Annotated in this window: 30 protein-coding genes, 4 tRNA genes and 1 riboswitch; of the genes, 19 read left to right on the forward strand and 15 right to left on the reverse strand. The window is 66.0% G+C overall.

The features are described 5' to 3' along the window. Position 1 precedes the first annotated feature (1 nt). Positions 2-451 carry a hypothetical protein gene (locus tag O0J73_RS02335; protein WP_197563432.1) on the reverse strand — a complete coding sequence of 150 codons (450 nt, stop codon included), beginning with the start codon at positions 449-451 and terminating at the stop codon, positions 2-4. Next, complete coding sequence (locus O0J73_RS02340; protein ID WP_308307915.1) at positions 444-845, reverse strand: hypothetical protein; 402 nt, start codon at positions 843-845, stop codon at positions 444-446. Before O0J73_RS02340 ends, O0J73_RS02335 begins: the two co-directional genes overlap by 8 nt. 128 nt (positions 846-973) lie before the next feature. Here O0J73_RS02340 and O0J73_RS02345 point away from each other — a divergent pair. The 3 genes from O0J73_RS02345 to O0J73_RS02355 all read left to right on the forward strand — a co-directional run bounded on the left by O0J73_RS02345 (position 974) and on the right by O0J73_RS02355 (position 1407). Further along, positions 974-1049 (forward strand) — tRNA-Gly (locus O0J73_RS02345). A gap of 142 nt (positions 1050-1191) precedes the next feature. Next, positions 1192-1267, forward strand: a tRNA-Gly gene (locus tag O0J73_RS02350). A gap of 66 nt (positions 1268-1333) precedes the next feature. Further along, positions 1334-1407: transfer RNA gene (locus O0J73_RS02355), tRNA-Cys, on the forward strand. 377 nt (positions 1408-1784) lie between these two features. Here O0J73_RS02355 and O0J73_RS02360 read toward each other — a convergent pair. Next, positions 1785-2342, reverse strand: coding sequence for a hypothetical protein (locus O0J73_RS02360; RefSeq protein ID WP_308307916.1), 558 nt, complete (start codon positions 2340-2342; stop codon positions 1785-1787). A gap of 151 nt (positions 2343-2493) precedes the next feature. Here O0J73_RS02360 and O0J73_RS02365 point away from each other — a divergent pair, with 151 nt between their 5' ends. After that, positions 2494-3150 carry a GNAT family N-acetyltransferase gene (locus O0J73_RS02365; RefSeq protein WP_308307917.1) on the forward strand — a complete coding sequence of 219 codons (657 nt, stop codon included), beginning with the start codon at positions 2494-2496 and terminating at the stop codon, positions 3148-3150. A 10-nt stretch (positions 3151-3160) separates the two neighbouring features. On the opposite strand, the gene O0J73_RS02370 is transcribed toward O0J73_RS02365, so the two are convergent. Next, on the reverse strand, positions 3161-3802 hold the full coding sequence (locus tag O0J73_RS02370; protein ID WP_308307918.1) for a flavin reductase: 642 nt from the start codon (positions 3800-3802) through the stop codon (positions 3161-3163). A 105-nt stretch (positions 3803-3907) separates the two neighbouring features. Here O0J73_RS02370 and O0J73_RS02375 point away from each other — a divergent pair, with 105 nt between their 5' ends. Beyond that, positions 3908-4612, forward strand: coding sequence for a winged helix-turn-helix domain-containing protein (locus O0J73_RS02375; protein ID WP_308307919.1), 705 nt, complete (start codon positions 3908-3910; stop codon positions 4610-4612). Between the two features lie 125 nt (positions 4613-4737). After that, positions 4738-5007 (forward strand): hypothetical protein, encoded by a 270-nt coding sequence (locus O0J73_RS02380; protein WP_049456400.1) that lies wholly within the window; start codon positions 4738-4740, stop codon positions 5005-5007. Positions 5008-5022: 15 nt separating this feature from the next. Here O0J73_RS02380 and O0J73_RS02385 read toward each other — a convergent pair whose 3' ends face one another. From O0J73_RS02385 to O0J73_RS02395, 3 genes are all read right to left on the reverse strand, one after another. After that, positions 5023-5787, reverse strand: a complete 765-nt coding sequence (locus O0J73_RS02385; protein WP_308307920.1) for a thioesterase family protein — start codon at positions 5785-5787, stop codon at positions 5023-5025. Between the two features lie 118 nt (positions 5788-5905). After that, the gene (locus O0J73_RS02390) at positions 5906-6106 is read right to left on the reverse strand and encodes a hypothetical protein (protein ID WP_040008088.1); all 201 of its coding nucleotides are present in this window, start codon (positions 6104-6106) and stop codon (positions 5906-5908) included. Positions 6107-6196: 90 nt separating this feature from the next. Further along, the gene (locus tag O0J73_RS02395; protein WP_308307921.1) at positions 6197-7273 is read right to left on the reverse strand and encodes a hypothetical protein; all 1077 of its coding nucleotides are present in this window, start codon (positions 7271-7273) and stop codon (positions 6197-6199) included. 221 nt (positions 7274-7494) lie between these two features. On the opposite strand from O0J73_RS02395, the gene O0J73_RS02400 reads away from it, so the two are divergent. Then, positions 7495-8328 carry an AraC family transcriptional regulator gene (locus O0J73_RS02400; RefSeq protein ID WP_006430494.1) on the forward strand — a complete coding sequence of 278 codons (834 nt, stop codon included), beginning with the start codon at positions 7495-7497 and terminating at the stop codon, positions 8326-8328. A 3-nt stretch (positions 8329-8331) separates the two neighbouring features. Here the strand turns inward: O0J73_RS02400 and crcB are convergent, their stop codons facing one another. Together crcB and O0J73_RS02410 are read right to left on the reverse strand one after the other, a co-directional pair. Beyond that, positions 8332-8724, reverse strand: a complete 393-nt coding sequence (gene crcB / locus O0J73_RS02405; protein ID WP_006430497.1) for a fluoride efflux transporter CrcB — start codon at positions 8722-8724, stop codon at positions 8332-8334. An 82-nt stretch (positions 8725-8806) separates the two neighbouring features. Beyond that, positions 8807-8870, reverse strand: a riboswitch (Fluoride riboswitch). Positions 8871-8892: 22 nt separating this feature from the next. Next, positions 8893-9294 carry an XRE family transcriptional regulator gene (locus O0J73_RS02410; RefSeq protein ID WP_040008084.1) on the reverse strand — a complete coding sequence of 134 codons (402 nt, stop codon included), beginning with the start codon at positions 9292-9294 and terminating at the stop codon, positions 8893-8895. A gap of 111 nt (positions 9295-9405) precedes the next feature. Between O0J73_RS02410 and O0J73_RS02415 the strand changes: the two genes are divergently transcribed. Both O0J73_RS02415 and O0J73_RS02420 read left to right on the forward strand, forming a co-directional pair. Further along, positions 9406-9615, forward strand: a complete 210-nt coding sequence (locus O0J73_RS02415; RefSeq protein ID WP_080376007.1) for a hypothetical protein — start codon at positions 9406-9408, stop codon at positions 9613-9615. A gap of 353 nt (positions 9616-9968) precedes the next feature. After that, entirely contained in the window at positions 9969-10205 is a 237-nt protein-coding gene (locus O0J73_RS02420; protein ID WP_008267971.1) for a hypothetical protein, read from the forward strand. A gap of 1 nt (position 10206) precedes the next feature. Here O0J73_RS02420 and O0J73_RS02425 read toward each other — a convergent pair whose 3' ends face one another. After that, positions 10207-11256 carry a 4Fe-4S dicluster domain-containing protein gene (locus O0J73_RS02425; protein ID WP_308307922.1) on the reverse strand — a complete coding sequence of 350 codons (1050 nt, stop codon included), beginning with the start codon at positions 11254-11256 and terminating at the stop codon, positions 10207-10209. Beyond that, the gene (locus tag O0J73_RS02430; RefSeq protein WP_197563445.1) at positions 11253-11540 is read right to left on the reverse strand and encodes a hypothetical protein; all 288 of its coding nucleotides are present in this window, start codon (positions 11538-11540) and stop codon (positions 11253-11255) included. The genes O0J73_RS02425 and O0J73_RS02430 overlap by 4 nt, the downstream gene beginning before the upstream one ends. Positions 11541-11718: 178 nt before the next feature. On the opposite strand from O0J73_RS02430, the gene O0J73_RS02435 reads away from it, so the two are divergent. After that, a complete protein-coding gene (locus tag O0J73_RS02435; protein WP_197563447.1) occupies positions 11719-12159 on the forward strand; it encodes a group III truncated hemoglobin in 441 nt (146 codons plus the stop codon). A gap of 44 nt (positions 12160-12203) precedes the next feature. Further along, a complete protein-coding gene (hemN, locus tag O0J73_RS02440; protein WP_006430510.1) occupies positions 12204-13613 on the forward strand; it encodes an oxygen-independent coproporphyrinogen III oxidase in 1410 nt (469 codons plus the stop codon). 4 nt (positions 13614-13617) lie between these two features. Here the strand turns inward: hemN and O0J73_RS02445 are convergent, their stop codons facing one another. Together O0J73_RS02445 and O0J73_RS02450 are read right to left on the reverse strand one after the other, a co-directional pair. Beyond that, positions 13618-14088 carry a hypothetical protein gene (locus O0J73_RS02445; protein WP_308307923.1) on the reverse strand — a complete coding sequence of 157 codons (471 nt, stop codon included), beginning with the start codon at positions 14086-14088 and terminating at the stop codon, positions 13618-13620. Between the two features lie 56 nt (positions 14089-14144). After that, positions 14145-14231: transfer RNA gene (locus O0J73_RS02450), tRNA-Leu, on the reverse strand. Between the two features lie 131 nt (positions 14232-14362). Here O0J73_RS02450 and O0J73_RS02455 point away from each other — a divergent pair. The 4 genes from O0J73_RS02455 to O0J73_RS02470 all read left to right on the forward strand — a co-directional run bounded on the left by O0J73_RS02455 (position 14363) and on the right by O0J73_RS02470 (position 18449). Beyond that, the gene (locus tag O0J73_RS02455) at positions 14363-14797 is read left to right on the forward strand and encodes a BLUF domain-containing protein (RefSeq protein WP_006430513.1); all 435 of its coding nucleotides are present in this window, start codon (positions 14363-14365) and stop codon (positions 14795-14797) included. 141 nt (positions 14798-14938) lie between these two features. Next, complete coding sequence (locus O0J73_RS02460) at positions 14939-16225, forward strand: nucleotide sugar dehydrogenase (protein WP_308307924.1); 1287 nt, start codon at positions 14939-14941, stop codon at positions 16223-16225. A 55-nt stretch (positions 16226-16280) separates the two neighbouring features. Beyond that, positions 16281-17903: an FMN-binding glutamate synthase family protein gene (locus tag O0J73_RS02465; RefSeq protein WP_006430627.1), complete on the forward strand. Its 1623-nt coding sequence runs from the start codon at positions 16281-16283 to the stop codon at positions 17901-17903. A gap of 84 nt (positions 17904-17987) precedes the next feature. Then, positions 17988-18449, forward strand: coding sequence for a GNAT family N-acetyltransferase (locus O0J73_RS02470; protein ID WP_308307925.1), 462 nt, complete (start codon positions 17988-17990; stop codon positions 18447-18449). 81 nt (positions 18450-18530) lie between these two features. On the opposite strand, the gene O0J73_RS02475 is transcribed toward O0J73_RS02470, so the two are convergent. Together O0J73_RS02475 and O0J73_RS02480 are read right to left on the reverse strand one after the other, a co-directional pair. Further along, entirely contained in the window at positions 18531-19778 is a 1248-nt protein-coding gene (locus O0J73_RS02475) for a TIGR03862 family flavoprotein (protein WP_308307926.1), read from the reverse strand. Continuing rightward, entirely contained in the window at positions 19765-20199 is a 435-nt protein-coding gene (locus tag O0J73_RS02480; protein WP_049456389.1) for an FKBP-type peptidyl-prolyl cis-trans isomerase, read from the reverse strand. Before O0J73_RS02480 ends, O0J73_RS02475 begins: the two co-directional genes overlap by 14 nt. A gap of 70 nt (positions 20200-20269) precedes the next feature. On the opposite strand from O0J73_RS02480, the gene O0J73_RS02485 reads away from it, so the two are divergent. The 4 genes from O0J73_RS02485 to O0J73_RS02500 all read left to right on the forward strand — a co-directional run bounded on the left by O0J73_RS02485 (position 20270) and on the right by O0J73_RS02500 (position 23452). Further along, entirely contained in the window at positions 20270-20635 is a 366-nt protein-coding gene (locus O0J73_RS02485; protein WP_006430802.1) for a DUF6164 family protein, read from the forward strand. Between the two features lie 279 nt (positions 20636-20914). Continuing rightward, positions 20915-21682, forward strand: a complete 768-nt coding sequence (locus tag O0J73_RS02490; RefSeq protein ID WP_308307927.1) for a sulfurtransferase — start codon at positions 20915-20917, stop codon at positions 21680-21682. Between the two features lie 208 nt (positions 21683-21890). Further along, on the forward strand, positions 21891-22886 hold the full coding sequence (locus O0J73_RS02495) for an LLM class flavin-dependent oxidoreductase (RefSeq protein WP_308307928.1): 996 nt from the start codon (positions 21891-21893) through the stop codon (positions 22884-22886). Positions 22887-22954: 68 nt separating this feature from the next. Beyond that, positions 22955-23452: a pyridoxamine 5'-phosphate oxidase family protein gene (locus O0J73_RS02500; RefSeq protein ID WP_308307929.1), complete on the forward strand. Its 498-nt coding sequence runs from the start codon at positions 22955-22957 to the stop codon at positions 23450-23452. Positions 23453-23484 lie beyond the last annotated feature (32 nt).

Consider the following 23484-nt stretch of genomic DNA (forward strand, 5'->3'; position numbering starts at 1 on the left):
CCTAGCGTTGCAGCGGGGCAGCGCCGTCTCCCGCGCGGTGCCTGAGCGCCCGCCAGGCACTCACTGCTGATACCCCGCACAGTGCCAGCAGCAGGGCTACGTCGAGCAGCAGCAACCACAGCAGATGCATGCCGTGCACCGGAGGCTGGTGCATGGCCGACAGCATCCACGGTACCGACCACGCCAGCAGCAGGGCGAAGGCGATCAGCAGGCGCAGCCACAGCCGCTTCAGCTTCCAGGGCCGCACGATGAGTGCGGCCACGACCAGCTCAACCGTTCCCAGCAACGCGAATACGATGACGCTGCTGGTGGGGTAGCGCGGCTCGATGCCTTCGAGGCGATGCAGCAGCCAGTAGTCCGGGGTGAAGCCGGCATTGACCAGCGCGGCGATCAGCGCCAGCCAGGTGAGCGAGACCAGCAGCCAGAACAGGCGGACGTAGCGTCTAGGCATCGGCGATGTCCGTGATGGGGCGTGAGGTTCCGACAGGCGAACAGCGCAGGCTTACCGCGATGGCGGCCAGCGCCAGCAGGCCGGGCCCGACGGTGAAATACAGCAGGCGCAGCGGATGGTTGTGCATCAGCGTCCACGTCGCGAACGCCAGCGGGATCGCCAGTACCAGCAGCTTCGCGAACAGCGGCCGCAGCACTGCGATCAATGGCTGGGCAGCAAGGAACGTCCAGAACAGGTGGAACTGGGCGATGCCCAGGCCGATGTCGCGATGGGAGGTGAATCCGAAATGGTCGCGATAGGCGTTCATCCCCAGCGGAATCAGCGCCCAGTACAGCAGTGCCACCAGCAGGTGCAGCAGCAGGGCGATCAACAGGGGCTTGCCGCGAAGGAACATGGCCGAAGAGAGCTGGGCGGGGCAGCGTACCCCAGTGCGGACGCCCGTGACCGCATCGTGTGAAGACTGTTGACGGCGTGAAGGAATTTGGACACAATAGCGCTCCTTCGACGCAGGTCGAAGAATCTGCGGGAATAGCTCAGTTGGTAGAGCGCAACCTTGCCAAGGTTGAGGTCGCGAGTTCGAGTCTCGTTTCCCGCTCCAGATTCTACAGGGCCCCGGTAGGGGCCTTGTTTTTCTCCCGCCACGGCAAGGCGGGGCACGTTGGGCCACAAGGCTTTGCGCGCAGTCAGAAAGGTGAAATCGCTGGTGTGTGTCCCGGATTTCCGGTACCATGTCGGCTTACGCGGGAATAGCTCAGTTGGTAGAGCGCAACCTTGCCAAGGTTGAGGTCGCGAGTTCGAGTCTCGTTTCCCGCTCCATGTTCCGACAGGCCCCATCATGGGGTTTTGTCTTGTCAGGGCCCCGTTCCTGGCGCGCAGTACGTTGGCCTCATGGCAGAGTGGCTATGCACCGGATTGCAAATCCGTTTACAGCGGTTCGATTCCGCTTGAGGCCTCCAATTGAAAAGCCCTGACTCCGGTCAGGGCTTTTTTTTTGCCTGGCGTTTGACGGCTACCTGAGAAATCCCCTGATTCAGCCATGAAATCATCGGTCTGCCACCCGCTTCCGGGTGGCAGGGTGTTTGTACGGACCGCCCGACCCCATAGGGCAGGGTTGCCCGATGGTGCCAGGCGGGTGGGGCAGGCATTCTGACTCTGCCGGACCCGGGGCCACAGGCAGCTCAACCCGGGGGCGCTGCTGGCCGGGTTCCTTCAGCAGGGGGCAGGAGATGGTGAAGGACCTGCAAGGCCTATGAAGCTGGAGCGGCTCGGGCAAGTGTCCCCGCTCACGCGGGGACTGTTGGAGCTCTAGCGGTCAGATGCTCTGCATTGTCTGTTACTGGCAGTAGAACTCGGCAGAGACTTCGTTGATCCTGTCGTAGTAGTCGTTGGGCATGTTGCCGTTGCCGGCGTAAACGAGCTCTGCGCGCCGCATGTAGCTGATGGCGTAGGTCCCTGGAACGTTGCATGTTGCCGGAATTGCTCCGGTGTAACTTTGACCACCAAACGTGTGCGAGTACTCAGTGCACGAGTAGCCCCCGCCGAGACTTTCGGGCTCGGGTCGGCAGTAGCCAACGCTGCCCATCATATTTGCCGCCCATCCCGTGTTCGCGTCAGACGGGCACGAGCCGAGACCCTCCGGCCCCCAATCTCCGTAGGTGTAGAAACCAGAGGGCCCTTCCACGCCGCCTTGGCACGTGTTGGTCCACGACAGAATGTAAGGGGCCACACCTTCCGTATCTACCAGCAATACGCGGCCAGTTTGAACCCACTGGCCGGCGAAGGCAGTTTGGGCGAGGCCGGCTGACATCAGGCAAAGGGATACGCCCAGCAGTATCGGGCGAATGACTGAGCGGGCAGTTCTGCGATCGTTTCGCTTCGACTTCACTTCCATCTCTCCATATGAGTAGGGTAGTGCTGCACTGCTCGCGCAAGGTCGCAACCGTGCGACGTGGGTGCAATCGGGAAATCACTTGCATGGCTGTAGGTGAAGCCCTACGACGGATCGCAGGAGAATGCATGTAGGCGGGCCTGAGCGGTTGAGAATGGCGGTACAGCTCGCCCCAATGTTGAGCGGAGCGGCCATCATCGCCTTCAGCCTGGCGTTGGCCTGCGGGCACCGATGCTGGGACTGGACTGCTACGCTGGCCACTGCGCATGAACGCCTGCGGGTACGCGAGATGTTGATCCGGCCACTGCAAAACGACGACGCGGACACGCTGTGGGCGGCCCGCTTGCAGGCACTGCGCGAGTCGCCTGCTGCGTTCCTGTCCACGCTGGCCGAAGCCGTCGGTGATACCGCACAAGTGATGCGGACACAGCTCGATGACCCTCATACCCGTTACTTCGGTGCCTTTGACCAGGCAACACTGGTTGGCTTCCTGCGCTATGTGCGTCCGGTGCGGTTGGCGCGCCGGCACACGGCGGAGATCCACAGTGTCCATGTTGGCGCAGGCCATCGTGGTCAGGGTATCGCCCGTCAACTGTTCCTTGCGGCGTTCGCGGCGGCACACGCAGATGGCATCGAGTCGCTCACGCTTACGGTGCTGGCAGACAACGCCGCCGCACGTGCACTGTACGTGTCGTTGGGATTCATCGAATCCGGCATCGAGCCGCGTGCGGTGAAACGCGATGGCCGCTATGTGGACACGGTGTCGTACTGGATTTCAGTGATCAGCCACCCACCATCGCCGGAGCCTTGAATCATCGGTGCTACGCCGGATCGAGGGCCGGCGTCTGCGCCCGGAAGTTGCGCCCGACCGGTTCACCCACGCCCAGGTAGTGGCGGAACAGATAGATCAACGGTTTCCAGCGGGCGACATCGATGTGCTGGCTGCCTGCATGGGTGATCGCCTCATGCGCATGCACGCAGCGGATGCGGCCTTCGACGATCACGAAGTGCTGGCCATCGTCCTCGCTGGGTGCGTGCATCGCCATCACCGTGACTTCCACCTGCAGCGGGCATTCGGCAATCGTCGCAGGTGCCACCTGGGCGGACGGCACGGCGCTGAATCCGCCCAGCGCGAACTTGTCGCGGACATGCACATAGCCCATCGCCTGTTTGGCATCGGGCACCGGATCGCGTCCGGTTGCGCGCGCGATGGCTTCGACCTGGGCCGCCTGTGCAGAGGAAGGAAAATTCAGCACGCACTCGTTGCGCAGCTGCAGGTTGCGATAACCCTGGCCCTGCGTGCCGAGCCCCAGCACGACCCGGTTGCCCAGTGCCCAGAACGATGAGAGCGGGCTGATGTTGCTGCTGCCGTCTGGATTGAGCGTGGTCATCAGCAGTACCGGCGTGCCCGGGTACAGGACCGAAGGGGTGATGCGCCGACGCGGGATCGAAGGATTCGTCACTGCGGTTCTCGGAAGAGCGGGGCGATGACTGTGCGTCGAGGCGGCCCGGCAATGCTTCGGCCTGCATCGAACTGTCGGCCGGGCCTTGCATGCCACAATGCCGGCATGGTCCACACCTCCGGTTCCCTTGTCAGCGTCGGTGCCCTGGTCGGTGACCAGGCACGCGCCGCGATGCTGCTGCAGCTGATGGATGGCCGCGCCTACACCGCGATGGAACTGGTGCGGGTGGCCGGGGTGACGCCACAGACGGCGAGCACGCATCTGCGGCGCCTGATCGAAGGCGATCTGCTGGTCGCCATCCCGCAGGGCCGCCACCGCTACCATCGACTGGCGTCCACCGAGGTCGCGGACATGCTGGAGGGCATCCTGCGGGTTGCCGACCGCACGCCGTCCTGCACCGCGGCTGCGTCGCGCAGCATGCCGGCGCTGCGCGAGGCGCGCTCCTGCTACAGGCATCTGGCGGGTGTGCATGCCGTGGCCATCACCGATCGCCTGCTGCAGGCCGGGCACCTTTTGCCGTGTGATGGCTATTGGCAAGTGACTCCGGAGGGGGCCGAGTTCCTGAAGGCGCTCGGCCAGCCGCTGGTCGAGGTGCTGCAGCGCCCTGCAACCAGCAAGCCCGCACGCTATTGCCGCGGTTGCCTGGATTGCACGGAGCGGCGCCCGCATCTGGCCGGGCTGGTCGGTGAGGCGATGCTGGACAGCTTCGTGAAGAATGATTGGCTGCGGCGCGTGGACGGCCGGCGAGAACTGCGACTGACACCGCCCGGGCGCGAGGCGCTGTGGAAGCGGTTTGGCCTGCCATCCTGAGCGGCGTTGACCAGTCTCATCCGCCCGCGACATGGGGAGGCGCTATGGTCGAGTTCCAAGTCTTAGGGAGCTGCAATGGCGAGCAAGGACACGATGAATCGCAATACACAGCCGGGGCGCCGGCAATGAACAAATCCGCTGCGGAAGTACGCTGGTTGACGTTCCGGCTGATGAACGGCCAGTCGATTGGCCCCGACCGGTTGAAGGATGGATGGGTGATTGCTTCGGAGACCCGGCACTGCGGGGTGCGCCGCGAGGCCGTTGAGGGCGCGGGCGTGGTCTACGCGCTGTATGCACCGGCCAATCTGGCCTCACCGCGCCGCGCGGAAATGCGCATGCGCGAGTTTCTGATGAGTTCGGGTTACACCTTCACGATGGGTACGCTGGGCGGCTGACGCCGCCCGTTGCGTTTACGGGCGCACCGTCAGCGCCTGGCCGAGTGCTCCGATCGGGCCGCGCGCATCATGCAGCACGGTGCTGGTCAGGCCGATGCCGAGGCGGCCGAACGACACCGACGTGTCGAAGCCCAGCCACTCGCCTTCGGGCATGCCGAACAGGTGAGCGGTGAGGTCCAGGTTGGGGAAGGCGACCTCCTTCGGATCGGCACGTACCGCCATGCCGTTGGACAGGTCGAACAGCGTCGCGGCGCGGGCCAATGGGCTGACCGTCTCGCTATCCAGCAGCGGCTGTGTTGCGCGTGCCCAGTAGGTTGCGCGGCCGGGGCCCTGGTCGTGGCGACGGATCTCGATGCTCTGGATGAAGCCACCGGGCCAGACCGTGCCCGGGTCCCACGCCGGCATCGATTCCGGTGGAGCAATGCCTGGAATCGGCGTGCCGGCGATCGCCTCGGTGTCGTTCGGGCGCATCAACCAGGCGCGCGCGCGCAGAGCCGGGCGATCGTCATGCCGCAGCGTGGCCTCGACCAGTTCGATGGTGCGGCCACCTCGCAGCACCTGTACGTCGGCCTCCATCGCTTCGATCGGAATGGTGCCGAGGATGTCGTAGGACAGGCGCGCGATCAGGAAGCCATGGCCACGCGCCGCGGCATCACGCTCCAGGTGGTGGGCGAGCAGGCCGATCGCCGGCGCGATGTGCTGCTCGCGGATGTTCCAGGCGCCGCCGGTATGTTCGGTCGGCAGGTAGCGGGTCTCGCTCAGTCGTTCGAAGAAGGCCATCGAGTGCGTTGCTTCAGCAGGGAAGGAAGGTGGCAGGAACTCCACCGGTCTCTGCATCGTAAGCGTTCGGCACCGCAGCGGGAGGAGCCGGCTCCCGCAGGAGCCGGCCGGATGCCGGTCAGGACGACTGGCAATCCATTTCGCGGCACATCTTGTACTGGGCCAGGCATTCTGCGGGTGTCTTGGCCAGTGGGCCTGAGTTTGCGCGCAGACAGTACTCGTACTGCTGGCTGCAGAATTCACAGGGTCCTGCGGCGAAGGCCAGGCCGGTCACGGCCATGCCAAGGAGCATCACGGTCTTCAAGGTCGTCTTGATCATCACGTCAGTCCTTTGTCTGCCCATCAATGGGCGGGGCTACCATAGCAGTCCTTCCAGCGCGGCCTTGACGCACCGCGACACGCGTTGTTTTCACCGCTGTGCAGCCTTCAACGCCTCGAGCACGTCGGCTTCAGAGAAACCACAATGCCCGGCGCCCTCCGCAGGCAGGACCCGTGGCAAGGGCCGTGCGCCGGCTTGAGCCGCCAGCTGCGGATACACCGCCTGCATGTGCGGCACGATGGTGGGATCGTTGTGGTTGAACTGGATCACCAACGGCCGCTTCAAGGCACCGCTCAGTGCCAGCTTCGTGCGGACATCGGCCTGCGCGGCAGGCACGGCGTCGACACGCCGTACACCGGCATTGAACGCCGTATCGTCACCGAAGCCGCGGTAGATCACGCCCCTGTTGCCCACCGGCATGCCGCCACTGCGCGCAGCCAGTTCGTGCAGGACCAGTGCGTGCAGGCTGATCGTACCGGCCAGCGCGTCAGTAGAGACCTGCAACTGCCTGGCCAGCACGGCGGCATGTTCCGGGTTCCGCTGCAGCGCATTGGCAATGCCTTGATACAGGGTTGCCTGTGGCAGCGCGGCCGCTTCCGGCGAAGCCAGCCCGGTGGTCGGCAGGCCGTCTGCGTTGGGGAAGAAGTAATCGAACGCGACCAGCGTGGTCAGCAGGTTGGCGGCGATCTGCTCGCCACTGAGGTTGGCGCCGCACAGCGAGGCGCCCCCGGCGTAGTGCTGCGGATATCGCTCGAGGCTGGCGATGGCCACCGCGCCGCCCATCGAGAATCCGAGCATCCAGGTGCTGCGCACGCGCTTGAGTTCGTCCAGCGCGTGCCGGCGCAGGCGCTCCATGTCGGTGATCGCATCGGCTACGGCCCAACCCTGGCTGGAATACGCGCTCTGCGCGACTGCGTAACCGGCGGCCAGCAGTGTTGCGGTGCTGTCGTTGGCGGTCATCGGCGTGGTGCGCGGCACGCCCACCGGCTCATAGCCATGCGCCAGCATCACCAGGTCGCCGTTCCATCCGGCCGGCACGTCCAGGCGCCACGGCGCTCCCTGCAGTTCGCCACTGAGTGTGCGTGGTGCAGTGGCTGGCGCGGCCAGCAACGATGTCGACGGCAGCAGCAGGCCGAGAGCGAGGGCGCAACGAAGCAAGCAGCGCATCGTGGTCGTTCCATCCGGGAATGGCGCCGAGCATAGATGCCCCGGGAATGCTGCGCGCGCTGCATTGCCGCAGGGAAGTGCCGGTCGGTCGCGTGGCCGTCACGGCCATGCAGCCCTCGCGGCACTTTCAGGTAGAGCCGCCGGCCGGTTCGCCCAGTGGCGCGGTGAATCCGATACGATCTGTCGTATTGAAGTAATTCCGTTTGATCTGGAGTCCTGTCATGGTCGACCGCCTCGCCATCCTGCTCGAACGCTTCTCGGTCACCGCCTCGGTGTTCCATGCCGGCGCGTTGTGCGGCATCAACACCCTGGAAGGCGAGGATGAGGCTGGCCAGCTGCACCTGGTGCGGCGGGGCCCGCTGCAGGTCAGCCATGGCTCGCAGACGGTGCAGGTCGACGCCCCCAGCCTGCTGCTGTACCCCCGGCCGATGCCCCACCGGTTCATCACCGAACCGCAGCAGGGTGCCGACATGGCCTGCGCCAACCTGCATTTCGAAGGCGGCCGGCTTAATCCGATCAGCGCTGCGCTGCCCGATTTCATCTGCCTGCCGCTGGCCGATCTGTACGGCGGCCATGCCGCGCTGGAGCTGCTGTTCGAAGAGGCCTTCGAGCAGCGCTGCGGGCGTGCGGCAATGGTCAACCGGCTGTTCGAGGTGGTGATGATCCAGGTACTGCGCCAGCTGATGGAAGGTGGCGAGATGCGTGGTGGCCTGTTCGCCGGGCTCGGTCATCCGCGCCTGCGGTTGGCGCTGGTGGCGATGCACGAAGCGCCCGCACAGGCGTGGACGCTGGAAGACCTGGCCGATGTGGCGGGCATGTCGCGCAGCGTGTTCGCGGCCAGTTTCCGCGAGGCGATGGGTACCACGCCGGGCCACTACCTGCAGGGCTGGCGGGTGGGGTTGGCCCAGCAGGCACTGCGCCAGGGCCGGCCTTTGAAGCGGATCGCCGACGACGTCGGTTATGGCAGCGAGGCCGCCCTGTCGCGGGCGTTCAAGGCACACACCGGGCAGTCGCCCCGGGAATGGCGTGTGCAGGCGCGCGCCAGCGCTGCCTGATCGTCAGCCCAGCACCAGCCGGGCCAGCTTCATGCCGCCGAACAGGCCCGCCAGGCCCAGGGCCACCGAGCCCCCGGCGTACAGCGCTGCCAGCCCATGCTGGCCGCGCTGCAGCAGCAGGCCGATCTCCAGCGCATAGGTCGAGAACGTGGTGTAACCGCCCAGAATGCCGGTGGCCAGCAGCAGTCGCAGCTGGGGTGAAGCGCCGTTGCGCAGGGCAAAAGCCTCGACCACCACGCCCATCAGCAGCGCGCCGCTGATGTTGATCAGGAAGGTCGACCAGGGCCAGGGGCTGCCGACCGCCACGCGGGCGCCGATCAGGTTGCAGGCGTGGCGCAGGCAGGCACCCAGGCCGCCTCCGATGAAGACCAGGAAATAATTGTTCAACGCTTGCATCGTGTGCCTCGAGTACGGGTTCGCAGGTCCGATGGCGAACGCCGAGGGCAGGCACGGCCTGCCGTCGACGAACACCGGGTTCGTCTTGGCAGGAGCCATCAGCCCTTGCAGGCGGTTATCGGGGGAGCTCCATCCCCATCGCGGCCCATGCTACCAGCGGCAGTGCGTTTACGTCATCGAGGTCGTCAGTACGCGGGCGACCTTGCTGCGGCTGAAGCCATCCATCAGCAGCTCGAACGCAAGCAGGTCCAGCGCGGCATGGCGACGGTGGTCGATCTCCAGCCCGTTCTCGGCCACCAGGTGGCTGACCAGCTCGTACGCGTCCTGCCAGACATCCAGATGGGCCTGGCTGGGGATGTAGGCATTGCCGGGTTCGCCTACGCCGCGCCCGGTCACCCCGTACAGCAGCTCGCGCGCGTCCAGCTTGGCTGCGTCCGCAATGCGGAACAGCTGTGCGGCCTTCACATGGGAGGCGCTCACATGGTCATTGAGCCAGTTGCTGATGGTTGCCGTTGTGGATTTTGCGGCGCGGGCCAGGTCGGCCGGGCGAGGGTGCCCGGCTTTCTTCATGGCGGCGGCGAGTCGTTGGCCGAGAGTATTCATCTATGCAAGCCAGCTTAACGCGTGGAATGCCAAGAAAACTTGCCGCAAGAATAAGTCTGGTTAACAGAAGAACCGACCGTGACCGAATTCTGGAGCAAACGGCAGGTGCGTACCCGGCTGGGACTGAGGACCGATGCCGAACTGGCCCGCTTCTTTGGCATAAGCCGATCCGCAGTGTCGCAATGGCCTAAGGACCTTCCGATTCCTGCCCTGCGGCAGTACATCCTGCGTCAGCGCTACCCGCATCTGTTCCCTGCAACCGACGCGCCAGGCAGCGAATCCATCTGATTTGCGCCGTGTTTTGTCGCATCTAGCACACTAAGCGGCATTTGCTAAGTAGACTTAGCAAAATGGGCAAATTCGATGGTTCCAGAGAACTCGATCAGTGTGGTCAATAGAAGGTCGTCGTCTGCCGGGCAGGCGGCACGTCGGGTTCAACCCATCCGGCACGGCCGGGGCACCGTATGTTGTTTTGTGAACGATTAATAATTTCGATCACGAAAGTCGATGCATGTAATTGACCTGTCGTGAAATCTATGACTAATTGGCATCAACCGGACGTGAAGCCCGGGAGTCTTTCAGTAGCACGCAAGTGAGTCGGTAGACCGTCAACGATGCAGAACAAGTCCAACGGAGGTCGTATGGAATACGGCATGCATGGCTTGGCTGAACGGGTACGCCGCGAACTGGAAGCCAGCTATCACAAACACGGATGCGGTCCGGCGTTCTGGGATACCTACCAGCAGGTGCTCGATCGCCTGGTCCCGCAGGGCACCGAGCGTACCGAAGTCACCAATGAAATGGCGCTGATCATCGAGCAGCTGGGCATCGTCCGCCGTGCGCAGCTGGTTCCGCCGCACGCCGACGGGCCGCGCTGATTCAGAGCAGGCGCCAGGCGCCACAGGCAAGCAGCGCCAGCAGCAGAGACAACAGGGCCAGGGTCCGCGGTCGCCACCAGCGCGGCGGCTGGCCGGTCATCGCCTGCGGACTGCAGTAGCGCAGCAGCCCCGACCCGAAACCAGCCCGGTGCTGCTGTTGTGCACAGGCGTCCAGGCAGGCGCCGCAGGCCAGGCAATCGGCCTGCGGCCCCTGGCGGATGTCCAGCTGCATCGGGCAGGCGCTGACACAGGCGTTGCAGTCGGTACAGTCACCCAGGCGGTCAGCGCTGAAGGTCGGCATCGGTCCTGCCAGCAGCGGATGCGCGGCACGAAACGCGTAGTCCTGCGCGGTGGTCGGGTCGAGCAGGCCACGGCCGCGACCGAGTACACCGCCCTGGCCAAATGGGCGCGCTCCGCGTGGCTCGCCGCGACGGGCGTCATACAGCACGCGTGGTGTGTGTGGATCGGTCAGCAATGGCTGCAGGCGTGCGAACGGGCACAGCGAACGGCAGACCTGCTCACGCAGGAAGCCGGCATTGCCCCAGGTGGCAGCGGCGTAGAACAGTACCCAGAACGTTTCCCCGCCACTCCAGGCGGCGTGCGGCGCGGCAGCCACCAGCCCGGCGATCGGGCTGAACAGGCCGACAAAGGTGATTCCGGTCCACAACGACAGCAGGCCCCATGCAAGCTGCGTGGCCGGCCGCGCCAGTGCCGGCGGCAGTGCCCGGGGCACGGTGCGGCCGATCCAGTCGAAGGCACCTCGCCACAACGTCTGCGGGCAGGCATGGCCGCACCAGATGCGTCCGGCCAGATGGGTGAGCAGCGCAAGGCTCACCGCCAGCACCGCCAACAGACCGATCATCACTCCGACGTCACCCGGCCACAGCGTCCAGCCGAACAGGTCGAAGCGCCGGGCATTGATGTCCAGCAGCACGGCCTGATGATCGTCCCAGCGCAACCAGGGCAGGGTATAGAACAGTGCAAGCAGGCCTGCGCTGAGGTTGCTTCGCCAGTGTCGCGGGCGTGCCGTCGCGGAGCAGGGCGTACTCATCCCAGTGGCAGCTCGTCGTCGTCGTCGCTTGGCATCGGCCGTTGCAGGTACCAGGTGACCGCGCTGGACAGCGCCGTCACCGTCCAGAACATGAAAAAGCCTGCGGTATAGCCCAGCTCGCGGCTGATGGTGGTTTCCGGGAAGCTGATGGCCTGCAGGCGCAACGGATCGACGAAGGCGAAGAACACCACGCTGGCCACGCCGGCAGCGATGAAACTGGGCCAGAGGATCGCGCCCCATTGCTGGACCAACTGCTGGCGACGGCTGAGGGAGGGTCTGTTCATGCTGTCCCGGATCGGAAAGGGGGCGGCGCGTATACTCCGCCTGATCCGGCGCAGCATCCGCAGGGCATGCTTCCTGCAAGCGTGCCAGCCTAGGGGCAGCGAACTGCGCCGACATTGATCTGGATCAACGGCGGTGCCGGCCGGCTGCGGCACACTGCCGGCACGCTTTGGGTACCCGATGAACGCTACGCCTCCGCCTGTCATCCCCGTTGCCTCGCTCGAGTTGTGTACCGAGCAGGAAGTGACCCGCCTGGTCCACGACTTCTATGCGCGCGTGCGCGAAGAAGAGCGGTTGGGGCCGGTGTTCGAGGCACATGTCCACGACTGGCCGGAGCACCTGGCGCAGCTGGTCGACTTCTGGTCGGCGATGCTGCGCGCTACCCGTCGCTTCAAGGGCTCGCCGATGTCCAAGCACATGGCCATCGAGCTGGACAAGGACCTGTTCGACCGCTGGCTGGTGCTGTTCCGCATCACCACCGCCGAATGCAACAACCCGCCGATGCAGGCGCTGGCCAACGACGTGGCCGCACGCATCGGTGACACCTTCTGGAAACGCTACCAGATGCTGCGCTGGCCGCAGGTCGGCCTGCCGGTGCTGGGCATCCCCGCCAAGGATTGATCTGGGTCAAGGCGGCGACGGCCGCCCGGCGCGATGCTGGCGCCATGGACACGTTCTCTCCCGCTGCCGGCGGCCTGGCCTGGACCTTCGACCCCGACCTGTTGCGCCGCCACGATCGGCCCGGGCCGCGCTATACCTCGTACCCGACCGCGCCGCATTTCCACGACGGCTTCGACGCGCCGGCACTGCGTCAGGCGATCGCCGACAGCAACCAGCTGGCCCGCGCGCTGTCGCTGTACGTGCATGTGCCGTTCTGTTCCAGCCCCTGCTTCTACTGCGGCTGCAACCGGGTGATCACCCGCGATCGCGGCCGTGGCCACAGCTACGTCTCGCGCGTGCTGGCCGAGGCCGACCTGCTGGCGCCGCAGTTCGAGGACGGCCGTGAGGTCATCCAGCTGCACCTGGGCGGGGGCACACCGAACTTCCTCGATGCCGAGGCGATGACCACCCTGGTGGAAGGCCTGCGCCGCCGCTTCGATTTCAGCGATTCGCCACAGCGTGATTTCTCGATCGAACTCGACCCGCGCTTCATCGATACCCACGACGTCGCCATGCTGGCGCGGCTGGGTTTCAACCGCGCCAGCCTGGGTGTGCAGGACTTTGATCCGCACGTACAGGAGTCGATCAACCGCATACAGGGCGTGCAGCAGACGCTGGATATCCTGCAGGCCTGCCGCGACAGCGGCATGCGCTCGGTCAACGTTGACCTGATCTATGGCCTTCCCGGGCAGAGCCTGGAGGGGTTCGGCCGTACTCTTGAGCGGGTGCTGGCCCTGCGCCCGGATCGCCTGGCGGTGTATGGCTACGCACATCTGCCGCACCTGTTCCGCGCACAGAAGCAGATCGACGAACGCCGCTTGCCCTCGCCGGAAGACAAGCTGGCGCTGCTGGGCCTGGCGGTCGAGAAGCTCTCCGCGGCTGGCTACCAGTACATCGGCATGGATCACTTCGCGTTGCCGGAAGAGGATCTTTCACGCGCGCAGCGCGCAGGCCAGCTGCATCGCAATTTCATGGGGTACACCACCCACGCCGATACCGATCTGCTGGGCCTGGGCGTGAGTGCGATCAGCCACATTGGTGCCACCTACAGCCAGAATCCGCGCGACCTGCCGTCGTGGGAGGACGCGGTGGACCAGGGCCAGCTGCCGGTCTGGCGCGGCGTGGCATTGAGCGCCGACGACCAGCTGCGCGCGGAACTGATCCAGCAGCTGATGTGCCAGGGCGAGGTGGATGGCGCTGTGCTGGGCCAGCGCCATGGCGTGGATTTCGAGCGGTACTTCGCCGAAGACCTGCGGTCGGTGCAGCGGCTGCAGGAGGACGGTCTGGCGGAGTATCGCGAGGGCGTGGTGCGTGCCAGCGAGCCGGGACGGCCGCTGCTGCGGCTGCTGGCGATGTGCTTCGATCCGTACCTGCGCGCGGCGCATGAGCAGCCGCGTTACTCGCGTGCGATCTGAAAACTCAGCGCTTCCTGCCGACACCGCGCTCCGGATTGCGAGCGGCCATGCCATAGCCGCAGTGGGTCGTGTGGACCCGGCCGCCTATGTCGGTATAGGAGGTGGAATAGCTGCCGTCACTGTACTCGGTGCGGGTCCTTCCACCGATATCGGTGCGCGAGTACGAGGTGCTGCCGTCGCTGTAGCGGGCACGGACGTTGCCGGAGCTGTCCTTGCTCGAGGTCGAATAACTGCCATCGCTGTACTCGGTGCGGGTGTTCCCCGAAATGTCGATCTGTCTCGTCGAAGACGATCTGCCATCACTGTAGCGGCGGTGTACGTTCCCGGAGATGTCACGCCTGCTTGTCGCCGTGGAGCCGTCGCTGTATTCCGTTCGGGACGTATCGGACGTCACGCGCTGGGTCAGCGACGACTGCGCCATCGCCGGAAGACTGGAGGTGCAGAGCAGGGCAAGCATCAGGGCAGAAGTCTTCATGTGCGGGTTCCTTGTGCAATGCCCCGAAGGGCGGACGCCATCCTGTGCTGCGATGTTGGTGCCCGGAGCCGGAATCGAACCGGCATGGGGTTGCCCCCGGCGGATTTTAAGTCCGATGCGTCTACCAGTTTCGCCATCCGGGCCTGCAGCGCGGCGCCGATTGTAGCCCACCCACCGCGCCGTGGCCTGATCCTCCAGGGGGAGTGGCGTGCTTAACTGTCGTTCCTATTCATGTCATAGTCCCAGCCATCGTTCCCAGGGGGGGAGCCACCTGATGTCGCTACACGCGATTGCCTATGCCAGTGAGGCCCGTGCCGATCTGCAGACAACCGATCTTGATCGCCTGCTGGCCGATGCCACGGCATTCAATCGCGTAGCGGGTGTCACCGGTGTCCTGATGTTCGATGGGACGCGTTTCCTGCAGTATCTGGAAGGCCCGGAAGATGGCATCGATTCGGTGTTCCAGCGCATCGTCAATGCGCGCAGCCATGGACAGGTGAAGATGCTGTGCCGGGCACCGGTGCTGCAGCGGGCGTTTCCGCGCTGGTCGATGGGTACCCGCAGGATCGAGGCGGACCTGCTATCGCAGATCGTCGAGGCGGCATGGCCGGGTTTCCTGCTCGGCAGTGGTGGCTTCGAACGCCTGCTGCAGGCCTGGACCGGCGCAGACGGCGAGCTGGAGCCGGCGGCGGTCGCGCTGGGCTCCTGAGCCCGCCTTGGCGGCGGCGCGCCGGGGCCTTAGGCTGTAGCCTTTCTGGTGTGGGTTTCCCGGAGTGGTACAGCGAATGAGTGTGTGGGCCGAAGCCATGGCAACGCGAGCGCGATTGCATCCGTTGCAGGAAATGCGCCGATGAGCGCGCCGGTCGCGGCGGCCGTGGCGCCGCGCCTGGCAGTGATCGGCCTGGGTTACGTCGGCCTGCCACTGGCGGTGTCGTTCGGTCGCCACTGGCCGACCCTGGGTTTCGATATCGATGCCGGCCGCATCGCCGAGCTGCGCAGGGGCCAGGACCACACGCTGGAAGTGGAGGCTGAAGAGCTGGCCAGCGCGCATCAGCTGCAGTACGGCAGCGATGCGGCCCTGCTTGATGCCTGCAATGTCTACATCGTGACCGTGCCGACCCCGATCGATGCCTGCGAGCAGCCCGATCTGGAGCCGCTGCGTTCGGCCACCCGCCTGATCGCCAGCCATCTGCGCGAGGGCGATCTGGTGATCTACGAATCCACGGTGTATCCGGGCACCACGGAGGAAGTCTGCGTGCCGCTGCTGGAGCAGGGCTCGGGCCTGCGCTTCAACCAGGATTTCTCCTGCGGCTACAGCCCGGAACGGGTCAGCCCCGGCGATCGCCAGCGGCGCCTGTCCGACATCCGCAAGATCACCTCCGGTTCGACGCCAGAAGCCGCTGCGGTGATCGATGGCCTGTACCAGCGCATCATCGCGGCGGGCACGTTTCCGGCGCCGTCGATGCGCGTGGCCGAAGCGGCCAAGGTGGTTGAGAACATCCAGCGTGACGTCAACATCGCGCTGGTCAACGAACTGGCGCTGATCTTCGACCGGCTCGGCATCGATACCCAGGATGTGCTCGATGCGGCGGGCAGCAAGTGGAACTTCCTGCCGTTCCGGCCGGGCCTGGTCGGTGGCCACTGCATTGGCGTGGACCCGTACTACCTGCTGCACAAATCCGAGAGTGTGGGCTACCACCCTGACCTGATCCACACCGCGCGGCAGGTCAACAACCGTGTCGGTGAGCACGTGGCGGCGCGGGTACTGGCGATGCTGGCCGAGCGTGGCCGCGCGCCGGCACAGGCGCGGATCCTGGTGCTGGGCGTGACCTTCAAGGAGGATTGCCCTGACCTGCGCAACAGCCGCGCGCTGGAGCTTGCGCAGCGCCTGAGTGATGCCGGTGCGTGGGTTGAAGTCAGTGACCCGTGGGTCGGCCCCGCGGCGCTGGCCGATGAAGGTGTGCACTGGCTGGCCGAACCCGTGGCGGGAAGCTATGACGCAGTGGTGCTGGCAGTGGCCCATGCCCGTTTCAAGGCGATGGATGAAGCCCAGATCCGGGGCCTGCTGGCCCCCGGGGGACTGGTCTACGACGTGAAATCGGCCTGGCCGCGCAACGTCGTTGACGATCGCCTGTAAACCCGGCGGACGGGCGGCGCGGTAGACTCGGGGACAGTTGCAACCGAGGAAAGCCATGCACCGGTATATCGTCTACCTGCTCGCCATCCTGATGTTCCCGATATGCCTGTGGCTGGCCACGATCTGGCCGGCCTGGTACTGGGGCGTCGGCCTGACTGCCGCGATGGTGGCGCTGGGGACCTGGGATCTGCTGCAGAAGCGCAGCACGCTGCGCCGCAACTATCCGGTGATGGCGCATTTCCGCTACGGCCTGGAATCGATCGGCCCGGAGATCCGCCAGTACTTCGTGCAGAGCGACCTGGAAGACGTGCCGTTCTCGCGGCAGCAGCGTGCATTGATCTACCAGCGCGCCAAGAACGAGATGGACACGGTGCCGTTCGGTACCCTGCGCAGCACCTATGCGGTGGACTACGAGTGGATCAACCATTCGCTGGCACCCACCTCCATCGCCAAGCATGATTTCCGCGTGCTGATCGGCGCCAACTGCGCCAAGCCCTATTCGGCCAGCGTGTTCAACATCTCGGCGATGAGCTTCGGCTCGCTGTCGGCCAATGCGATCCGTGCGTTGAATGAAGGCGCGCGCCGCGGTGGCTTCTACCACGACACCGGCGAAGGCTCGATCTCGCCCTATCACCGCGAGATGGGCGGCGATCTGGTCTGGGAAATCGGCTCCGGCTATTTCGGTTGCCGTGACGAAAAGGGCGCTTTCAGCGAAGAGCGCTTCGTCGCCAACGCCACCCACGATCAGGTCAAGATGATCGAGATCAAGCTGTCGCAGGGCGCCAAGCCGGGCCACGGTGGCGTGCTGCCGGCACCGAAGGTGACCGCCGAGATCTCGGTGACCCGTGGCGTGCCGATGGGCGTGGACTGCGTGTCGCCGTCGCGTCACTCGGCGTTCTCGACGCCTGTCGAACTGCTGCAGTTCGTCGCGCGCCTGCGCGAGTTGTCCGGTGGCAAACCGGTGGGTTTCAAGCTGGCCATCGGCCACCCCTGGGAATGGTTCGGTATCGCCAAGGCAATGCAGGAAACCGGTCTGCTTCCCGACTTCATCGTGGTCGACGGTGCCGAGGGCGGCACCGGTGCGGCACCGGCCGAGTTCGTCGACCACGTCGGCGTGCCGATGCACGAAGCGCTGCTGCTGGTGCACAACACGCTGGTCGGCCTGGATCTGCGTGAGCGCATCCGCATCGGCGCGGCAGGCAAGATCACCAGTGCATTCGACATCGCGCGCACCATCGCACTGGGCGCCGACTGGTGCAATGCCGGGCGTGGCTTCATGTTCGCGCTGGGTTGCATCCAGTCGTTGAGCTGCCACACCGACAAGTGCCCGACCGGCATCGCCACCCAGAATCCGGCGCGCTGGAAGCATCTGGACGCACCAGACAAGGCCACGCGCGTGCACAGCTACCACGAGCACACACTGCATGCCTTGAAGGAACTGCTGTGTGCGGCCGGTCTGAACGATCCGGCCGAACTGGGGCCTGAGCACATCCTGCGTCGCGTTTCGCCGGTCGAGATCCGCTCGCTGGCCTCCTTGTACCGCTACCTGGAACCGGGCGAGCTGCTGCACAAGGTGCCCGACCACGCGGTGTTCCATGCGTTCTGGGCCGATGCGCGCAGCGACTCGTTCCAGCCGCCGCCGAAGATCCAGGCACTGCGCGCCAGCAAGTCTCGGTAGCTGCCGTTGTAGAGTCGAACCATGCTCGACTGCGTGCCTGGAACGGAGAACAGTCGAGCAAGCTCGACTCTACAAGGAGATGTCATGCAGTTCAGAACAGGCACGGCCGATGATGTAGCCACGCTGTGGGCGCTGCGCACGCGGTGTGTGCGCGAGACCTGCAGCAGCCATTACCCGCCGGAGGTGATCGCGCCATGGTCGGCCTCGCCACCGCCGTCGCAGTATGCGCGGCTGCTGGGGCAGGGCGGTTGCGTGGTGGCCGAGGATGCGCAGGGCGCCCTGCTTGGCTTCGGCGTGTTCGATACCGATGCCAATGAAGTCGATGCGTTGTTCGTTGATCCGGACCGGGGCGGCAAGGGGATCGGCCAGGCCTTGATGCAGCGCCTGCTGGCGATGGCCGACCGTGAGCGTGAGGTGGTGCTGTCGGCCTCGCTCAATGCCGTGTCGTTCTACCAACGGCAGGGCTTCATTACCGTGCGTGAGGAAGCCTACCCGCATCCCAGCGGCGTGGCGCTGGCCTCGGTGAGCATGCGCCGGCCGTGGTGACCGCCCGGCGATTGTAGAGTCGGGCCATGCTCGACTGCTTTTCCATCCAGTCGAGCATGGCTCGACTCTACAGGGCAGGCTTTACCGCCCGGCCAACCATCCGATCACACCTTCCGCCGCACGCAGGCCGCTGGCGTAACAGGCAGTGAGAAGATAGCCGCCGGTCGGGGCCTCCCAATCGAGCATCTCGCCGGCACAGAACACGCCGGGCAAGGCCCGCAGCATCAGGCCATCATCCAGTGCATCCAGGCGTACGCCACCGGCCGTGCTGATCACTTCGGCCATCGGTCGTGGCCGCAGCAGGCGCAACGGCAGCCGCTTGAGCGTGGAGGCCACGGCAGTCAGATCGTTGCCGGCCTCCTTGCCGAGGATCTCGAACACCAGCGCCGCCTTCACTGCATCCAGGCCGGCCTGCCGGCGCAGGTGCTCGCCGAAGCTGCGGCCCTTGCGCGGGCGAGACAGGTCGGCCAGCAGCCGTGCCTCGTCGCGGCCCGGCACCAGGTCCAGCCACAGCATGGCGTGGCCATCGCGGTTGATGGTCTCGCGCAGGTCAGCCGCCAGCGCGTAGATCAGGCTGCCTTCGATACCGTACTCGCTGGCCACGCATTCGCCCTGCAACGATTGCGGCTGTCCGGCCAGGTCGATCCAGTGCGCAACCACCGGTTTCAACGGTGCGCCGGCATTGCGCTGGGCGAAGAACGGCGTCCACTCCACGTCGAAACCGCAATTGGCCGACTGCAGGGGCGCAATGTCCACGCCACGGGCCTGCAGAGGCGCTACCCAGGCGCCATCACTGCCCAGCTGCGGCCAGCTGCCGCCGCCCATCGCCAGCACCGTGGCATCGGCATGGACATCGATCTCGCCCGCTTCGGTGACGAAGCGCAGCGCGCCGTCGTTGCTCCAGCCGATCCAGCGATGGTTGGCATGCAGGCGTACGCCTTGTTCCTTCAGCCGGCGCACCCAGCCGCGCAGCAGTGGCGCGGCCTTGCGGTCGACCGGGAACACGCGGCCGGAGCTGCCCACGTAGGTCTCCACGCCGAAACCGGCGGCCCAGTCACGCAGTGCCTGTGCGTCGAAGCCGTCCAGCCACTGGCCGACGGCCGCCGCCTGCTCGCGGTAACGGCTGTCGAACAGCGGCCGCGGATCGGAATGGGTGAGGTTGAGCCCACCCTTGCCGGCGATCAGGAACTTGCGGCCGGGCGAACCCTTGGCCTCGTACAGGTCGACGTCCAGCCCGGCCGCACGCAGGCGCTCGGCGGCGAACAGGCCGGCCGGGCCACCGCCGATCACGGCGACCCGACGCTGCATTGCGGTATTACGGTTTGACATCGAGCAGCTCGACGTCGAACACCAGCGACGAGCCGGCCGGAATCGGGCCGACCCGGCGGTCGCCGTAGCCGTAGTCCGGCGGGATCATCAACGTGCGCTTGCCGCCAACCTTCATGCCGGCCACGCCTTCATCCCAGCCACGGATGACCTGGCCGGCGCCGAGTGCGAAAGTGAACGGTTCGCCGCGGCTGACCGAGCTGTCGAAGGTCTTGCCGTGCCTGGTCTCGGTGCGGTTGTCGTAGATCCAGCCGGTGTAGTGCACGGTGACCTTGCTGCCGGCGACAGCCTCGGCACCGGTGCCGGGCACGCTGTCGATGCGCTCGAAGGTGGTCAGGGTGCCACCCGGCGGCGGGCCGGAGGGCTCGGTCGAACAGCCAGCGGCGGCGAGGGACAGCAGCAGGGGAAGCAGCAGGCGGCGCATCGGGCGTCTCCGGAAGGGCGCAGGGCGAGGGCGGCAAGGGTAGCGCATCGGTGCCGGGTATCATGGGGGCATGGCAAAACTTCTGCTCAATCTGCGCAACGTCGGCGACGACGAATATGCCGATGTCTGCACGCTGCTGGATCAGCATGGCATCGCCTGGTATCGCACCGAACCCAGCCCCTGGGGTATCTCCAACGGCGGCCTGTGGCTGCGCGAGGATGCCGATCATCCGCGTGCGAAGGCGCTGATGGCCGAGTATCAGGGCGCGCGCGGCGAGCGCGTGCGTGCAGAACGCGAGCAGGCGCTGCGTGACGGCACGGCGGAGACGTTCGGCAGCCTGTTGCGGAGGCGGCCGGTGTTCGTGGTGCTGGTGCTGCTGGGGATGGCGGGCGCGGCGGCGCTGGTGCTGCTGCCGTTCATGCTGTTGCGGGGGTAAAGGGGGCTTCCGGCCGGGTTGCACCCGGCACCCGGTAGTGCCGGCCGCTGGCCGGCAACAGCAAAAGCAGGCATTCCGTGGGATGGCAGGGCGGTGTGGGCAGGCGGGACACGCCGTAAACCCATCCCTGGGGGCTCGATGGCGCCATCCATGGCGCCAACGGTCCCGCCTGCCCACACCGCCCCGCCCTGACAGTCTCCGCGGTCTTCCGCAGATCCATGCCACGCGTGGATGAACGGTAAATCTGATCCTGGGATGGTCTGGCGCTAAAATGGCGGAATGATCGCCAATACCGCCGCCTACCATTTCGCCGTCATCGACGCTCCCCAGGTCCTGTGCGACCAGCTGCTGGCGCGTGCCGAGGCGGCTGGGCTGCGGGGCACGATCCTGGTGGCGGGCGAGGGGCTGAACCTGTTCCTCGCCGGTGCGCCGGCGTCGGTCGAGGGCTTCTACGCGGCGCTGCACGCCGATGCACGTTTTGCCGATATGCGGGTCAAGACCAGCCTCAGCGAGCACCAGCCGTTTGCGCGGCTGAAGGCCAAGGTGAAGGACGAGATCATCAGTTTCCGCCGCGATGATGGCCAGCCGCTGGAGTACCCGCGTGCTCCGGCGGTCGATCCGGCCACGGTGCAGCGCTGGCTGCGGCAGGGTCACGACGACGCCGGCAAGCCGGTGGTGATGCTCGACACCCGCAACCTGCAGGAAGTGGAGTACGGGACCTTCAAGGATGCACTGGTGCTGCCCATCCACAAGTTCACCGACCTGCCCGAGGCGCTGGCGCCGCACCGCGAGGCGTTGAAGGACAGCACCGTGGTCAGCTTCTGCACCGGCGGTATCCGCTGTGAGAAGGCGGCGTTGTGGATGGTCAACGACGGCATGGACAACGTGCTGCAGCTGGATGGCGGCATCCTGGGTTATTTCGAGGACGTCGGTGGCGAGGGCTACGAAGGCCGCTGTTTCGTGTTCGACGAGCGCGTGGCGCTGGATGCCGAGCTGAAGCCGATGGTCGACCAGCCACTGCCCGAACCGCGCCCCAGCGCGTTCTGACCGCACTTTGGTAGAGCCGGCCGCTGGCCGGCTGCAAGGGCTGTCTGTCTGCCGGCCAGCGGCCGGCACTACCCGACACGCGTGGCGCCCCAGGCCCTGCCCGGCGGGCCCTGAACCCATCCCGCAGGAATCAGCATCCCGCCATCGTCACTGGCCGCCGTGCCTGGCCGACCCCATGCATGGGGAATCCTGTGACGGAAAACCGCTGATGATCCCGTTGTCGATTCTCGACCTGGCCCCGGTCTGCGAGGGCAGTGACACCACCGCCGCCTTCGCCAACATGCTGGAACTGGCCCAGCACGCCGATGCGCTGGGCTACCGCCGCTACTGGCTGGCCGAACACCACAACATGCCCGGCATCGCCAGTGCGGCCACGGCCGTGCTGATCGGCCATGTGGCCGGTGGCACCAAGCGCATCCGCGTCGGTGCCGGCGGCATCATGCTGCCCAACCACGCGCCGCTGCAGGTGGCCGAACAGTTCGGCACGCTGGCCTCGCTGTATCCCGACCGCATCGACCTCGGGCTGGGCCGGGCGCCCGGCACCGACCAGCCCACCGCACGCGCCCTGCGCCGCTACTTCGACAGTGCCGACCAGTTCCCGCAGGACGTGCGCGAGCTGCTGCACTATTTCGAGCCGGTGCAGCCTGGCCAGGCCGTGCAGGCGGTTCCCGGTGGCGGCCTGCGCGTACCGACCTGGATCCTGGGTTCGAGCCTGTTCGGGGCGCGCATGGCCGCTTCGATGGGCCTGCCGTACGCGTTCGCCTCGCACTTCGCCCCGGACGTGATGGACGAAGCGCTGGCGGTCTATCGCCGCGAGTTCCGCCCCTCGGCAACGCTGAAGCAGCCGCATGCGATGCTGGCGCTGAACGTTGTTGCCAGCGACAGCGAAGCCGAGTCGCGCCGCCTGTTCACCAGCCAGCAGCAGAGTTTCGTCAACCTGCGGCGCGGTCGCCCGGGCAAGATCCCGGCACCGATCGACGACATCGAAACCTTCTGGGAACCGCATGAAAAGCTGGGCGTGGAGCGGGCATTGGCCTGCACCGTGCTGGGTGATCCGCAGCAGGTGGCCGACGGCATCGCCGCCTTCGTCGAACGGCACGCGCCCGACGAACTGATGCTCACCGCCAACCTGTATGACCACCGTGCGCGCCTGCGTTCGTTCGAACTGGCGATGCACGCCTGGCACGCTCGCCACGCGGGCTGAACACTTGCGTCACGGGCTGTTGCAGCCACACCGCGTCTGATGGGGGCTCATCCCAATGGAGCCCCCCCATGGCCGATACCCGTGCCGAACACATCACCCAGCTGGCCGAACTGATCAAGGACGTGGAGGTGGCGATGTTCACCACCACCGGGGTGGATGGCCGCCTCTACAGCCGGCCGCTGGCCACCCAGCAGGTCGCGTTCGGCGGTGACCTGTGGTTCGTCATCACCGCCGACAGCCCGAAGGTGGCCGAGATCGCACTCGATCCGCGGGTGAACGTGGCCTATGCCTCGCCCTCGAAGAACACGTATGTGTCGGTGTCCGGTCGCGCTCGCGTGGTGGATGATCGCGCGAAGATCGAGGAACTGTGGTCGCCGGCAATGAAGCTGTTCTTCCCCGGCGGCAAGGAGGATCCCAACCTGCGCCTGATCCATGTGCGGGCCGATTCGGCCGAGTACTGGGATGGCCCGGGTACGCTGCTGGGCAAGGCGCTGACGTTCGTGCTGTCGGCGGTGCAGGACGAACCGGGACAGTTGGCCGACAACGGATTCATCGACCTGCGCTGATGGCTGATGTCCGGTACCGGTAGTGGCGGCCG

Origin of the sequence: Stenotrophomonas sp. Sm6012, assembly GCF_030985895.1 — a bacterium.
In the GTDB taxonomy this organism is placed as follows: Bacteria; Pseudomonadota; Gammaproteobacteria; order Xanthomonadales; family Xanthomonadaceae; genus Stenotrophomonas; species Stenotrophomonas forensis.